A 12894-nucleotide genomic window follows, 5' to 3' on the forward strand; every position below is an offset into this window, starting at 1 on the left:
TGGTTGCCACCACCACCGCCGCCGCCTTGGTTGCCACCACCACCGCCGCCGCCTTGGTTGCCACCACCACCGCCGCCGCCTTGGTTGCCACCACCGCCGCCATCGTCATCACTGGCGCCTTCCCCAACGCCAACCAGGAACCCCGATACCATGCTGAATCCTTCCTGGTTATCGGTTTCGAGGAGCACTTCGCCGGTATCCCGGTCTACGATCTGCTGCAGATCCTCAAGCGTCCTGCGCTCAAGGTTCCGATCCATGTCGTCAATCGGTGCAATGCTGTCGGCCTCACTCGGGTCGATCGCCTCCCCAAAGTTACGACCTTCGCCCGACGGGTCAGGGATAGAGACCGTGCTGGGGAGGGTGCCACGAGCGAGATTGACGGCATGATCGGGCGGGCTCCAGAGCACATCGCTGCTCACCAAAACGCCCAGCTCCTCTTCGTTCTCGCGCATGCCCTCCCAGACCACTCGAACAGCGACATCCAGCTGCGCAATCTGCCCCGAAGCATCATCGGTAGGGTCCACGTCAGAGCGGACGTGAAAGTTCGCGTTAACCCCCTGGACCGGCGATCCCTCCGGCGTATCCAGGGCATCGATCGCACGTACCAGGTCATCCTGGCTCAACGCATTCCGTAGACTGTCGACTCGCGATTCCGCAATCTGAATCGCCTCGGCGCGAGCCTTCGATTCGCCTGTGCTCGCCATGATTTCGCCGTAGAGCTTGGCAATCGCCAGCACGCCCACCGAAATCACCACCAACGAAATCAGCGCCTCCAGCAGGGTGATTCCACTTTGTTTGACTCGATAATCCTGCTTCATGCTTACGCCTTCCTGGGTTCTCGGTGTACGCGGGGCAGGGGCGGCCCAAGCGCACCAGCAATCGATTAATAAGAGGTCCAATCACGCCAGGATCCGGACACGACCGAGCGCGCCCCGATGTTGGCGCCACCGCTAGCTGCCACGGGGTCAAAGATGAAATTCGGCGTCCCTGCAATGAAGTGCGGGTCCGATTCATCGATCACCTCCGCCATTCCCTCAATGACGGCGGAGCCGTAGAAATTCGGGTTCCCCGTGGCTTCGAGGTCGCCCATGACGTACAGCACGCCATGGAAATCGTCGAAATTGCCGCGGGCAGTAACATCGCCATCGACTACCAAGATCACAGGGTTGTCGCGATCGCCGATCTGACCCAGGAGGCGGACATCCCCCTCCACCCAGTGCACTTGGCCACGCGCATCTTCGCCGAGGGCGAGTTCTCCGCTGCTGTGCACGTTCTCCGGCGGCACCTGGGTGTTCCTGAAGTCCTCTTTGCTCATGCCCATGAAGGCCTCGAAGAACTGATCCTGGGTGAGAGCGAAATTGTCGTCTCGGTCGATCACCCCCAGGCCAAGGTCGTCCTGTTGGCTGTCTAGCTGATAAATGGAATCGCCCGGTGCAGGAACCGGATCCGAATCAGACGGCCGCGGCGCATCCCGGTGTCGAGTGAAGGTCGTTCCAGACGCTCCCGAGATTGATACGCCGCCACCCGATCGAATCGTGGTGTTCTCGTAGGCGTTGTAGACGGAGGCCGAGCCCCGCATATCCAGTCCACCTCGAGCGACCAGCGGGTTATTCGGCGGGTTCGCCATTGCAGGGCCAGCCTTCATGCGCAGAACGACCACCTTTCGAGCCGCCAGGTCATCACTCCACCCGCAGGACACGATGGTGGCATCCCGAAAATTGTCGCCCTCCTGGAGCATGAGGCCCTCTGCTGCGGGCCCTGGAAAGTTGGCGGGCTCAGCGGGACAAACACTGTCAATGCCCGACACTTCTGGGGCGTCCATTGCATCCGGATCCAGAAAGGTCGCGCGGTAAATCCTGGGGTCACTCGCGCCCGATGCGATCAGGGTCGGGGTGCTGCTCGACTGCATGTGGGCCATGGCCTTTTCAAGGCCGCCCTGAGCTGCACTCGAGGTCTGCTTCATGCGCACCTCGTTCGCCGACATGCGCTGCTCGAGCGCAGCCGTTTGCGCCGTAAACACCAGTGTCAAGGTGACCGCCACCAGGATCACTACCGTGATCAAAAGGGTTGCGATTCCTTCCTGGCGTCGCCGGAGCCGATAGGGCAGACGGGGCTTATTCATGCGGTGTGCTCTCTGATTCGCGGTCATTCGGTAATGCGAACGTTGCGTACGCTCACGGTATTGCTGTACTGGACGCGGGTATTGCTATCCTGGGTGTGCTCCGCCTCCAGGGAGATCGTGATACGACGGTTTTCCGCCAGAACGGATCCTTCCTCGAGGCCCTCTCCGGAGGGGCACACATCGCCAACCGTGGTCGACCCATCGCTGCGCACCTCCATGCACCGAGATGGGCTCGCATCGAAATCGAGCGTTGTGACATTGGTCGTTAGCGGATCCGTCAGGGACGCCCATTCACCAGCATTGCAATCGAGAGTGTTGCGAACAGGGCTCACGAGCATCTGGATCTCGTTCCCGCTCAGCCGATACCCAAATACGAATTGGGAGCGCTCTTCCTCCTCGTCGCCCCACAGATCGCTGAGGTCGTGGGCGAGGGTGATGCCTGGATCCGTGACCCGGTAGCTGTAGGTCGGGTCATAACTCAGAAGGATGCACTGCCCCCCGTCATGGATCGCGATGTTCAGGTCGTCTTCCATAAACGGGTTGATGACTGGCCCATCCTCCTGCTCGCGGAGCCTCTCCGAATGCGAGTATCCGGCCCGACGAAGGTCATCGGTCATGAAGTCGATGGAGATTCGCGTCTCCTGCGTCAGGCGTGCCTCCCGTGTGGCAAAGGCACTCCCCTGGATGACCGTGATGTAGAGCGCAATGACGCCCGAGATCACGATCAGGCCCACCACCATCCCCACCATCAGCTCTACCAGGGTGAAACCCTGCTGCCGCGCGACGGTCCGCTGTTGCGGCCGGCCCCGTCGTGCCGCCAAAGACCGGCTCGTGCTCAGCATTGGTTGTAGGCCCCCAGCCCGCGTTCGATACCGCAGGCGCGAGGACGCCCGATTAGGTTGATGTCGACCTGCATGGATGCATTTCCCGAGGCCGAGGTGAACACCAGAGGTTCCGCCAGGGCTTGATTGCCTGGGGCTCCAACGCGGCTCACGGTGCCGCGGATGTGGCTGAAACGGAGCTCCTGGTCACCCGTCATGGAGACCTGGCTGAATTGATCCGACCGGGTTGCCCGCTCTACCGGGTCCTCCCCGCCGGCAATCGTGATCTCGCAGGCATTGGACGCGCCTTCCATGCAGCTGCAGCCCGGCTCTTCGGAGATGCCATGGCACCACTGGTCACCGTTGACCTCGCTGCGAAAGTACATGTCGCGACGCTGCTGAATCGCCTCGCTGCGCACGGCCTGAATCTGACTGAGCGCACTCTCGGCCGCGCCGATCACGCGCCGCTGCTCGGTCATATTTAGTACCGGGGTTGCGAGCATCATCAGGATCGCCAAAACGGCAATCGTGATCATGAGCTCAATGAGCGTGAATCCTTGCTTTTGCTTCACTCCAGGCATGAAGAGGCCTTCCAGAATCCGTCTGTACAGGGCCCATTATAATGCCTAGGTTCCAGAAGAATTGCATAAGTGCTACCGTTTATAGAATGATCCGAACCGTTCGGAACCTTTATTCCGAACCACTCGGCCAGCGCCATCCCATCGTCATCTCACCCCGCAGAACAAAGGACCACCCAATGGAACACCGAAATCGCCAGGCCGGCTTTACCCTGATCGAGGTCATGATCGTGGTCGCGGTCATCGGGCTGTTGGCCGCGATTGCCTACCCGTCCTACCAGAACCATGTCCTGAAGGCTCAGCGGTCCGATGCCCATGAGGCCTTGCTTCGCATCCAGATGGAGCAGGGGCGTCACCGGCTCAACAACCCGCAGTACGCCGAAGGTCTCACGGAGCTTGGCTACTCGAGCGATGTGATCGACTCAACCGACGGCCACTACCGTGTGCACATCGAGTCCGCGAGCGGATCCCGGTTCACCGTGGTTGCAACGCCCCAGGATCGGCAGACACGCGATGCCTGCACCAGCATCTCGCTTCAGTCCTCCGGCGGGTCCGCCACCCGAAACGGTGCGCCCTCTGGATCGATGTGCTGGTAGCCTTTCGGTAGGTGAGCGTCGACATGCAATAGCACTCGAACCAAAGGCTCGCGCTCAGGACCACCGAGAGTCATCGCCTACAAAGCGTGCTTTTAACGAATAAGAAACCAAGGAGTAGGGCCCATGAAGATTGTTCTCGCCGCAGCTGCAGGGGTCGTCCTGTCAGGCCTGGTGCCTGCTTTCGCCTCTGACGCCCAAGCCTCCGTCGCGGAAGATTGCGCATTCACGGAAACCCTGGCCCGCTCATCAATGGCGGCTCGTGTGGGCGGCCTGAGTCGCTCAGAAGCCGAGTCCGGGGTGCTCCCGACCACCGACATCCGTCAACCCGCCTCGCAGCTGTCCTACATGGTCATGATGCAGGCGTGGGATGCCGATCTTTCGTCTCTGGGGGGCGCCCAACAGGCACCGGACGCATTCGCAGCTCAGCAGCTCGAAACCTGCATCCGTAACCTGTCCGACCCGCAACTGTCCGAGCAATGGTTCCGGGATGCCGCCGCCTACACCCGAAGCCGCGGCGGCCCTCAGGTTCAGCGCCAGCTCAACCGTTAACCGCAGGACGCCCTCTGCATCACACCCCCCGTGCGGTGGTGGCGCCCCATCCAGGAGCGAGCACACCTCACGGGGTTCCTTCAGGAATTCCAGGGCAGTTCATATACAGGCCTGAACATGCGAATTCCGGATGCGATTCCGTTGCCTTATCGAGGCCCCTGAATTATCTTATATGATCTATTCTGTGCCGCATTTGCGATATGGGTCTTGTTCTCTAAAAGAGCCCGCACAAGCAATCATCAAAGGGTCGCGCGTTAATGAAAATTCTGGTGGTGGATAGCTCTCGAGTGTTTCGGGCCCTATGGTCTCGCATGATGCTCGCGGCAGGGCATAAGCCGATCATGGCCAGCAGCGGCGCCGAGGGTCTCGCGGTCATCGAAAAGGAGAGCGACCTCCAGCTGGTGTGCGCATCCATCAGCCTCCCGGATATGGACGGCGTTCAGCTGTGCAGGGAGATTCGCAAAACCAGCAACGGGCACGACCTTCCGGTGATCCTGCTCACCTCCAAGCGCGATCACTACATCCGCCAGGAGGCATTCGAGGCCGGCGTTACCGACCTCCACGACAAGAGCAACATCCGCGATCTCTTCCAGCAGGCCGCACGCTACGGGCGCGCGATCGAGAATTCCTATGACGGACGGGTGCTCTATGTAGAAGACAGCGCCACGGTCGCCCACGTCATGATCCGGGTGCTCAAGGATATGGGGCTCGAAGTAGCGCACTACACCAGCGCCGCAGACGCCCTGGACGACTTCGATGACGCGCGATGGTCACTGGTGCTGACCGACATCCTGGTGGAGGGCGATATCAGTGGCATGGGCCTCGTCAGCCGCCTGCGCGAGCGCTTCCCCGACAAGACCGAGCTCCCAATCGTGGCCATGTCCGGACTGGACGATCAGAATCGACGCGCAGAGCTGTTTCGCCTCGGTGTCAATGACTTCGTAACGAAACCTGTCATGGAAGATGAGGTTCGGGCGCGCCTTGGCAATCTGCTGACAACCCGAAAACTCCTCGACGAGGTCCAAGAGCAGCGCCAGCGTCTCTACGACATGGCCATGGTAGACCCGCTTACGGGGTTGAATAATCGCAACGTGCTCTCCGAGAAGAACCTCAGCGCGCTCTCCGAGAGCCAGAACGGCGATTCCTCCTTTAGCGCGATCCTCCTGGATATCGACCACTTCAAGCAGATCAACGACAACCATGGCCACCTGATCGGTGATGAGGTGCTCATGGCGGTAGGCGACCTTCTGCGCTCGTCCATCCGGGACACCGATATCGCGGTGCGTTTTGGCGGCGAAGAGCTGCTGGTTCTGCTCCCCGAGTGCAAGCTGAAAGATGCGCATGCCAGGGCAGAGGAGATCCGCCGACAGCTGGAAGCCCTGCGGCCATCCGGTCTGCACGTAACCGCAAGCTTTGGTGTCACTTGCTGCCCGGCGGGTCACCGCGGCCGACTCAATGAGCTCCTGCGCATTGCGGACAAAGCCGTCTACGAGGCCAAGAAGAGCGGGCGTAACCAGGTCGTCTCCCGTGTCTATGGCAAGACCCCTTCCGACGGGGAGGGCGCCCCCCAATGCGAGCCACAGAAACCCGAAAGCCGGTGTGGGCCTTTCGAAAAAGAAGAGGACACCGGCGAGCGCTGGTTCAAGACGCACCACCACTGCCGAGAATGCGGCCGCTCATGGGTGGATGAGGGCGGTCACGAATCGCACCACAGCACCTGCGACGTCTGCGAGCAGGAAATCGCTGCCCACTCCTGCGAACCCCTGACGGCCTAAAAGATATAAACTCCTATAAGCCTTGTTTTCGTCATACGCCTAGTATAAAATAGAATCATAGTCTGAATGGCGACATAAAACAGCGCCATCCACCAACGATTGCTAGGCGATCCAGCGCGCTGGAATCGCATCCGATATTAACGCCAGACGCTTCCCGCCCAGCGGGCGGCGGGCACTACGCGCTTGAAAGGAAGTCGATATGACGAACATGGACCCCAATCAGATCACGTCCCGCGAGCCGGCCCCGGAGCAGATGGGCCCGGAACCCAGCATGGCTACGCCCTGGGACGTGAACGAGAAAGAATATGCCCGCTGGAAGCGCTTCATGATGCAGGGCGCCAGCTCCCTGACCCTTATGTTCCTGGTCCTGTATGCCTGGGACTGGTTCGCCTTTGGGCTCCTGAATGATGGATGGCCGCAGTTCCTCGCCGGTGCCACTTCCGTGCTGGTGTCGATTGCTTCTTATATCGGCGTTGGTGCGTACAGCAGCGACTGGGATTCGGAGATTCCAATGAACCATCTGGCGCTCGCCTTAAGCGCATCGGTCATCCTGATGCTGGCAGCGGCCGTGATCGTTCCGGAGGCCATTCCGGGTCTGGTACTGGGCGCTTTCGTAGGTCTGGTTTTCGGCACGCTGTTCGGTCTCGTGCGCTGGGCGAGCGGACCCCTCCGGTAACTCGACTACCTGTTAACGCGGCAGGGTAGGGCTCACCCCCGATCCTGCCGCTTCACCGCGCAGCACCCCTCTCTTGGTTTCATCCACGATCGCCTCAAAGGGCGGGCCGGCGGCCTATTGCGAGCCCAGACTATCTTGTGCCCGTGGAATGCTATTCCGTAATTGATATATTATATGCACCCGCCATAAACATCTGAGACCTCGCTGTGAGACACCTATCCAGGCGCCGCCCGAATCACTTGCGCACGGCATTTTCCGCTGCCGCATCCCTAGGAGTCGCGACCGGCCTGATCGGGCTATTTCTTTCCTGGTCGCCACCGGCCTCCAACGATCGCTATATCAACGACGTGCTCTCCACCTGGGTGGAGGTCCACACGGTTGATATCGGACAGTTCGAGAGCGGATCCATCAGCCAGGAAGTCGCCCTGAACGCGCGCAACTGCAGGCTTTCCCGCGGTGAAGTCCGGAAGACAGTAAGCGATCAAGACATCACACCCGTGACCTGGTCCAGCTGGCAGGCGGACTGCCTGAATTCCATCCAGGACGCGCACTCCATGCACCACCAGGAGGCCGTGGCGCAGGCGTTTGACCAGCATGTCGCAACCGACTGCCCGGATACGGTCTGCAGAACTGGCCACACGGTCTCGTGGCAACTTCCGTTGCTGTCGGGTGCGCAGGGCGCCACGACCACAGGAGAACCACTTTGACCGCGCCGGTGATGGTACGCCTCGTCCTAGGGGGCACCCTGATGATCTCCGGGTTGGCGGCCGGCTTGTACGCAGGCCTCTGGTGGGCTCTGGTCGGCGGCATCGTCGACATCATCGGGGTCATCCAAGCCGACTACGTCGATACGGCACGGCTGGTATTCGGGATTCTCAAAGTGATGCTTTCTTCACTGATCGGATGGGCGGCCGCTTTCGCGCTCATCCTTCCAGGCTATTTCGTCCTTGCTCGGCCGCACGCGACCTGAAGGCAGCTGAACGCTCAAACCCCAATCTCAACCCCACAGGGAAACACCGCAGTGATCATCTTTCGCAATGCCAGCATCCGCTTCAAGTTATTCCTGGTCTTCGGATTCCTTATCGCACTTTCCGGAACGATCGCGGGCGTTTCCTACCTCTCCTCGCACACCCAGGGGGAGCGCTATACCGCGGCCCTCGAGGTCATGGACGAACTCCGACGCCAGACACAGCTGGAGGTCGACCATGTCCGCTGGTCATTGAACCTGGGCTCCAGTCTCATCACGAATGAGCCCTTCGAGGGGCAACTTGATCACCGCCGTTGCAACTTCGGGCAGTGGTACTACGACTTCAAGGGGTCCGATGCCTACTACCAGGCAAGCCCGGAATTCCGCGAGGCCTTCGATCGCCTGGAAGAACCCCATTACCGCCTTCACATGAGCGCGCACGCCATCACCTCCAGCATGGGGCGAGGGGAGACCGACAAGGCCGCCTCCACCTATAGCGACCGCACCCTGGTCGCTCTCGAAGAGGTGGCCTCAGGGCTCGATCGCTTCACCAGGATCCTGGAGGACGAGCGCGAGTATTTCCTGGCTCGAGCAGAAGATGGGCGCGCAACGGCGAATCTCGTAATTGCATCGACAACAGCCGCCGGCGCCTTCATTGCGCTCCTGGTCGCATCCTCATTTGGGCGCTACCTCACCCGGGCGATCTCGGCCTTGCGGGATCGCGCTCGCTCGATGTCCAGGGGCGAGCTCAACCAAAGCCCCATTCCGGTCGCATCCAAGGATGAGCTTGGTCAGCTGGGCGAGGCCTTCAACGAGATGCAAGGCCATCTATCGAACCTGGTGCGCGATGTGACGTCTTCGGCCGAAGCTCTCTCCGAAGCCGTGGACCTTCTATCGGCCAACGCCACCCAGGCAAAGTCGGGATCGAGCGCTCAGCAGCAGAAGATCGACCAAGTGGCAGCGGCCATGAACGAGATGAACGCAACCGCCCACAGCGTCGCCGAGCGCACCGAGCAGGCGTCAATCTCCGCGAGCGAAGGGAAGTCTCAAGCCGAGACCACCAGCACACGCGCGCGAGAGTCGAGCCTCCAGGTCAACGATCTCGCCAACAGCATCGGCCGATCGTCCGAGCGCGTAAAAGCCCTGGCTGACCAGACCAACAAGATCACGGACATCGTCGCCCTCATCCAGGGAATCACCGAACAAACGAATCTGCTGTCGCTCAATGCCGCCATCGAGGCTGCACGCGCCGGAGAGGCGGGGCGGGGCTTTGCCGTGGTGGCGGACGAGGTCCGAAAGCTTGCGCATCACACGAACGAAGCAGCTGACGAGATCGGTGCCACGGTCAAGTCCCTGCAGGCCGATGCCGAATCCGCGGTGTCAGCCCTGAACGAAAACGAAGAGGGGGCGGCCCAGGTTCAAGGGGACATCACCGCGATGCTTCAGCAACTGCAGCAACTGGAGACCTCCATCTCTTCGATCGAGGAGATGAACCTGCACATCGCGAGCTCCACAGAAGAGCAGTCGGTGGTGTACGAGGAGGTGAACCGAAACCTCCAGGGCGTCACAGAAGAGGCCTCCGAGCACAGCAAGGGGGCGGACCTCCTCGAGACGACTGCCCGAAGCCTGGCGGACCAGGCCGCTGACCTGCGCGAGCACATTCATCGGTTCCGGCTGTAATCAGGCCCACGCACGCGCCAGGCACATCAATCGCGGGCGAGGGACACCTCAGCCCGCACTCATATCCAGGGAGAAAGGGGCGACAGATGAGCGAGAACACTCAGGCAGCGCGACATGACCGGATCTATGCCCATACCGTTACGATGACGGTCTATTCCGATAGCCCGGATCGACTGGGTCAGGCCATTAAGGCGATCCCCACATCAGAATCCGCCCTTGGCGACTCGCTCTTCATCATTCGCCATGACCAGCAAAAAAGCCTCACCGCACTGGAGGCGTCCTCCGAGATCCTGGCAAATGGGGGCGACCCGGGCCACCTCCGGCTACCCAACCTGGACGCACTCCTGGCGGATTGCCAGGACGCCCTGGTGGCCTGCGACTCCATCCACTCCGAGACCTTTCGGGGCCACCTGAATGTCCTGATCCATCAGGCCGGGCTCTACCCGGGCGATAGCGTGGAGATGTTCTTTTTCGGCAAAGAGGGGATCTGGGGCCAGGCGAACCGGCAAGAGCGCATCGACATGCTGAACGAGTACCTGGAGCTCGAGCGCTACGTCCACAATGCATTCGCTATCCCATGATCAGGATTATCGACCGCATTCTCGGCGCCACTCAACACTCGACGCCCACACCGCACGAGAAGGACTTCCTGGATTACATGGAGGAGGCGACTGCGCGCGTGGAGCTCACCACCAAGGGGGCGCCTCGCACACTACACAGTCAATCGCGCGTCACGCCCGAACCCATCGAGGCGCTTCCCGAGCATGAGCTCGAGTCTGGTGATCAACTGGAACTGTGGGGCCGACTGGGCACCCTGTTGGGCTGCGAGATCATCCAGCACAAGACCCGCCGCCTGTAGCCCGATCCTCCGGGGCACGATCACGCCGTGTCCGAATGACCCCGCCTACCGAACCAGTCGTAGCTTCCCGTGGGGGCGCCCACGGGGCGCTTTTGGTCCGCTATCCCCCAGGGAGGGGCGCTCCACTGAACCTGGACCAGAAGAGGGGAGGGACGGATGCTCATGCGCAAAGACCGCCTCATCGTCCACAGCCGGGGCAACATCATCCCGAATCATCGCGAACATCGAGGCCGTGCGACGGTGGATTTCGACACAGGTTGCCCATAGCTCTGGCGCGCGAAATCGATCAGACTCTCTCACCTTGACCATGGGAACCGAAGACGCGCGGACGGGGTACCACATGTCCGCGGGATCAAAGCGGAAGTAGAGGGCAACGGGTTCACCTTGGTATTCGGGGGCCTGGTCTGCCCGAAGCGCCCGAAGCGCCCGGTCAAGCCCGGTCGCAAAGCTGCGATGATCGACCGCATCAAACGGTCGCCACAGGGCTTTGCACTTACTCGATACGGCTAGCCTCATATACCCCTCCCTTGTATGCCCAGGGGTGCATATTCGCACTTGCAATCCACCTGCAGACCGGCGCAGCGAGCCCGGTTGCGAACCAAGGTGGAGGCGTGGTTTGTAACACGGTCAGCGCGCCATGGCGACAAAAAAGCCGACCCAGGACATCCTCGAGCCGGCTATTTGTGAAGGGGTTCGCGAGAACGCCACCAGGCTAGGCCGCCTGATGGTTCGCCTCATCCCCCGCCAGGCAGTAATGCCCACGACGCGGTGAATCTACGCGCCCGGTGCTCTTCAGGTAACTCATCACCTGCGCCAGGTGGCGCGGCTCTTCGTGGCCGGCCGCCGCAAGGCGCCGACGAATCTCATTGAGCGAAAGAGCCTCATTCTGGGGCATCAGCTCGAGGATCTCGTTGGTCCCCGCAGCGTTCGGATTCCTCCGGCGGGTCGCACCCTTGGGCTTCGGCTTCACACCCGCCCGAATACCGAGCAACAGCTCGAGCTGCTCAATCTTCTTCTCGACCGACTGAAGATCCGACTGCTGATCGCGCTCCAGCGCGCGCTCCTCCTTCCGGTGTCGAGCGTGCAGTTCGCGCTTCTGCGTGCGGTGCTCTTTCTTGATCTCGCGACGCTCGTCCTTGGCCGCCTTGAGGGAGGCCTCGATCTCGGCGCGCTTTGCCTCTTTCTCTTCCTGCTCGCGTTCGTCCGCCAGCTGGCGAAGCTGTTCCGGTGTTAGGTTTTTCACCAGATCTCCCAAATTATCGTCCATTTATAACCTCCTGATGCTCTTCTTATTGGCACGCCCAAATGGGCGCGTTCTATCTAAAATCATGAACCGCCAATTCCGGCCCCGTGCCCCCGGGTGAGCAGACCTAAAGCGGCACGAAAACACCACCGAATCCCATCGATGCAGATCCAGCAGAACCGCTCATGGCGTCTCGATTCCGGAGCCTCTTTGTTCTTCGTCCTTCAATTCGGAGTCCTGCGTGACTCCCTCTTCTGATGGACTACATGACAATGTGACTCGCATTATAGTAGACACGTTCTAGGTTTCAATGCGGCCACTGAAAACAGGACCCTAGAACACATTAAGACGCATGAAATCACAATATCACTTGCGCTCTTTATAGCGAGATCAATTTCCTTGTTATCACGCCAAATCGACCCCACCTGAATCAGCAATATCACCAGCAATGTATGGGGATTTCATCGAAAACGACCACATGCCGCGCGCGACAGAGGAGATCGCATGAGAAAAATCACTCTAGTTTTTTTTGGGGTCCCGATCCAAAGAAGGCGCAAACCCAATGCAGCATATAAGCAAGAGGGGTATCAGATAACACAAAGAGTCCCCAATATCACGGCCCCAAACCCCTATCCGGGACCATGAAAACCAACATCATTCTTAGATGAACTCCATCGCGCCCCCGGGCGTGGCCCGCATCCCATAGAAACCATCAATCAAAGCCCCCTCATTCCGCCAGGCACATTCCACGAGACCCGAATACACCAGGTGGCCATACCTGTTGAATCCTCCTGAACACCGCGAAAGAGGGCGACATCGAGCGAATCCCGACAGCCTTCGATGGGGAGCTCTCAAACCCCGGCCCCAGAACAAGTTCAGACACGCACCGTCCGGGCCCACCCCAATCCGGACTCGATACCCAAGAGACCGAAGACCCCCGATCTCGAACGCCAGGAGAGGGTCCGCTAATAAGAACAGTTCTCGAACCAGAATCGGCACCATGAGGATTAGGAGATCCCAACCCGGGG

Annotated in this window: 14 protein-coding genes; 9 read left to right on the forward strand and 5 right to left on the reverse strand. The window is 60.4% G+C overall.

The window, feature by feature from the left end; genetic code table 11:
* From F579_RS15295 to F579_RS0112890, 4 genes are all read right to left on the reverse strand, one after another.
* Nucleotides 1–818: prepilin-type N-terminal cleavage/methylation domain-containing protein (locus F579_RS15295; protein ID WP_196800555.1), on the reverse strand; the 818-nt coding region annotated here is incomplete at its 3' end.
* Nucleotides 819–883: 65 nt separating this feature from the next.
* A complete protein-coding gene (locus F579_RS0112880; protein ID WP_026301138.1) occupies nt 884–2122 on the reverse strand; it encodes a hypothetical protein in 1239 nt (412 codons plus the stop codon).
* 23 nt (nt 2123–2145) lie between these two features.
* The gene (locus F579_RS0112885; protein WP_019025459.1) at nt 2146–2964 is read right to left on the reverse strand and encodes a prepilin-type N-terminal cleavage/methylation domain-containing protein; all 819 of its coding nucleotides are present in this window, start codon (nt 2962–2964) and stop codon (nt 2146–2148) included.
* Complete coding sequence (locus F579_RS0112890) at nt 2958–3524, reverse strand: Tfp pilus assembly protein FimT/FimU (protein WP_026301139.1); 567 nt, start codon at nt 3522–3524, stop codon at nt 2958–2960. The genes F579_RS0112885 and F579_RS0112890 overlap by 7 nt, the downstream gene beginning before the upstream one ends.
* Before the next feature lie 176 nt (nt 3525–3700).
* Between F579_RS0112890 and F579_RS0112895 the strand changes: the two genes are divergently transcribed.
* The 9 genes from F579_RS0112895 (at nt 3701) to F579_RS0112935 (ending at nt 10623) form a co-directional block, all read left to right on the forward strand.
* Nucleotides 3701–4117 (forward strand): type IV pilin protein, encoded by a 417-nt coding sequence (locus F579_RS0112895; RefSeq protein ID WP_019025461.1) that lies wholly within the window; start codon nt 3701–3703, stop codon nt 4115–4117.
* 123 nt (nt 4118–4240) lie between these two features.
* Entirely contained in the window at nt 4241–4666 is a 426-nt protein-coding gene (locus tag F579_RS0112900; protein ID WP_019025462.1) for a hypothetical protein, read from the forward strand.
* Nucleotides 4667–4923: 257 nt separating this feature from the next.
* Nucleotides 4924–6441 carry a diguanylate cyclase gene (locus F579_RS14690; RefSeq protein ID WP_081616932.1) on the forward strand — a complete coding sequence of 506 codons (1518 nt, stop codon included), beginning with the start codon at nt 4924–4926 and terminating at the stop codon, nt 6439–6441.
* 199 nt (nt 6442–6640) lie between these two features.
* Complete coding sequence (locus tag F579_RS0112910; protein WP_019025464.1) at nt 6641–7117, forward strand: hypothetical protein; 477 nt, start codon at nt 6641–6643, stop codon at nt 7115–7117.
* A 239-nt stretch (nt 7118–7356) separates the two neighbouring features.
* Nucleotides 7357–7824, forward strand: a complete 468-nt coding sequence (locus F579_RS0112915) for a hypothetical protein (RefSeq protein ID WP_231365823.1) — start codon at nt 7357–7359, stop codon at nt 7822–7824.
* Complete coding sequence (locus tag F579_RS0112920) at nt 7821–8087, forward strand: hypothetical protein (protein WP_019025466.1); 267 nt, start codon at nt 7821–7823, stop codon at nt 8085–8087. The genes F579_RS0112915 and F579_RS0112920 overlap by 4 nt, the downstream gene beginning before the upstream one ends.
* Nucleotides 8088–8138: 51 nt before the next feature.
* A complete protein-coding gene (locus tag F579_RS0112925) occupies nt 8139–9764 on the forward strand; it encodes a methyl-accepting chemotaxis protein (RefSeq protein ID WP_019025467.1) in 1626 nt (541 codons plus the stop codon).
* Between the two features lie 86 nt (nt 9765–9850).
* On the forward strand, nt 9851–10345 hold the full coding sequence (locus tag F579_RS0112930; RefSeq protein WP_019025468.1) for a hypothetical protein: 495 nt from the start codon (nt 9851–9853) through the stop codon (nt 10343–10345).
* Nucleotides 10342–10623 (forward strand): hypothetical protein, encoded by a 282-nt coding sequence (locus F579_RS0112935; protein ID WP_019025469.1) that lies wholly within the window; start codon nt 10342–10344, stop codon nt 10621–10623. Before F579_RS0112930 ends, F579_RS0112935 begins: the two co-directional genes overlap by 4 nt.
* A 712-nt stretch (nt 10624–11335) precedes the next feature.
* Here F579_RS0112935 and F579_RS0112940 read toward each other — a convergent pair.
* Complete coding sequence (locus F579_RS0112940; RefSeq protein ID WP_019025470.1) at nt 11336–11890, reverse strand: hypothetical protein; 555 nt, start codon at nt 11888–11890, stop codon at nt 11336–11338.
* Nucleotides 11891–12894: the final 1004 nt, after the last annotated feature.

Source organism: Thioalkalivibrio sp. ALJ21 (assembly GCF_000378605.1).
GTDB lineage: Bacteria > Pseudomonadota > Gammaproteobacteria > Ectothiorhodospirales > Ectothiorhodospiraceae > Thioalkalivibrio.

Bases quoted from the DNA above. Each gene is read 5' to 3' on its own strand.
- F579_RS0112880 (WP_026301138.1), bottom strand. From the start codon at position 2,122: ATGAATAAGCCCCGTCTGCCCTATCGGCTCCGGCGACGCCAGGAAGGA.
- F579_RS0112885 (WP_019025459.1), bottom strand. From the start codon at position 2,964: ATGCTGAGCACGAGCCGGTCTTTGGCGGCACGACGGGGCCGGCCGCAA.
- F579_RS0112890 (WP_026301139.1), bottom strand. From the start codon at position 3,524: ATGCCTGGAGTGAAGCAAAAGCAAGGATTCACGCTCATTGAGCTCATG.
- F579_RS0112895 (WP_019025461.1), top strand. From the start codon at position 3,701: ATGGAACACCGAAATCGCCAGGCCGGCTTTACCCTGATCGAGGTCATG.
- F579_RS0112900 (WP_019025462.1), top strand. From the start codon at position 4,241: ATGAAGATTGTTCTCGCCGCAGCTGCAGGGGTCGTCCTGTCAGGCCTG.
- F579_RS14690 (WP_081616932.1), top strand. From the start codon at position 4,924: ATGAAAATTCTGGTGGTGGATAGCTCTCGAGTGTTTCGGGCCCTATGG.
- F579_RS0112910 (WP_019025464.1), top strand. From the start codon at position 6,641: ATGACGAACATGGACCCCAATCAGATCACGTCCCGCGAGCCGGCCCCG.
- F579_RS0112930 (WP_019025468.1), top strand. From the start codon at position 9,851: ATGAGCGAGAACACTCAGGCAGCGCGACATGACCGGATCTATGCCCAT.
- F579_RS0112935 (WP_019025469.1), top strand. From the start codon at position 10,342: ATGATCAGGATTATCGACCGCATTCTCGGCGCCACTCAACACTCGACG.
- F579_RS0112940 (WP_019025470.1), bottom strand. From the start codon at position 11,890: ATGGACGATAATTTGGGAGATCTGGTGAAAAACCTAACACCGGAACAG.